General features: G+C 35.2%; 1 protein-coding gene. It reads right to left on the reverse strand.

Annotated elements, in window-relative coordinates; all coding sequences use genetic code 11:
• Positions 1–30 precede the first annotated feature (30 nt).
• Positions 31–624 (reverse strand): hypothetical protein, encoded by a 594-nt coding sequence (locus PPA04_RS09510; RefSeq protein WP_147206830.1) that lies wholly within the window; start codon positions 622–624, stop codon positions 31–33.
• Positions 625–753 lie beyond the last annotated feature (129 nt).

Consider the following 753-nt stretch of genomic DNA (forward strand, 5'->3'; position numbering starts at 1 on the left):
TGATACCTGATTTTTTCGTCTTGGTGTCTTTTATTTGGCCACTTTTAAAAGGTGGCTAACTTGATTATAAAATTCGCGTTTTTTTAAGTTATGTAAATTAGCCAAAATAATAACGATTCCCATTACTAAAAAAACCAATATTAGAATACTAGATATTTGGGTGGTATTCAGAAAATTAGAAATATTCCAATTCCAACTCTCGTTGATTTGGGCGTACTGGATACCATTACGTTTAAACATTCGCTGAATCGAACTCTGACTAACATGCCCGACAAAGTAAAGGGGATAACGAATATCACTCGTTTGCATCTCTTGTTTTGAAGCAAGCGATTCTTTAGGCACTCTGGCCTTTCCATAAACGTACATTTTAGTTTGGGTATTTCCTGTATCGTTTACGGTTTGCACATTAAATACCTTTATAGCCGAAACATGATGTTCATTGGTATAACTTGTAATCGCCGAATTAAACTTTTTACTATCAACCCCACCCTGCATTCCATTGATTTCATACGCAGTACGACTTGATTCAATATATGTCGGTGCCGTCGACTGAACAAAAGTAAAAAGTACGAGTAAACAAATGATACTGACCATCCAAATCGTGATACGTCTAATTCTATTCACTTTAATTACTCCCCCGGGAATTTTATATTTGAGGACCTAGATTCACAAAAACTGAATATGGTGGATCTGTAACTACATAAATTCATAATAACTACTACTCTGAAAAATCGGGGTCTACACTTTCTGGTA

It is taken from the genome of Pediococcus parvulus, from assembly GCF_007990205.1.
Classification (GTDB): Bacteria; Bacillota; Bacilli; order Lactobacillales; family Lactobacillaceae; genus Pediococcus; species Pediococcus parvulus.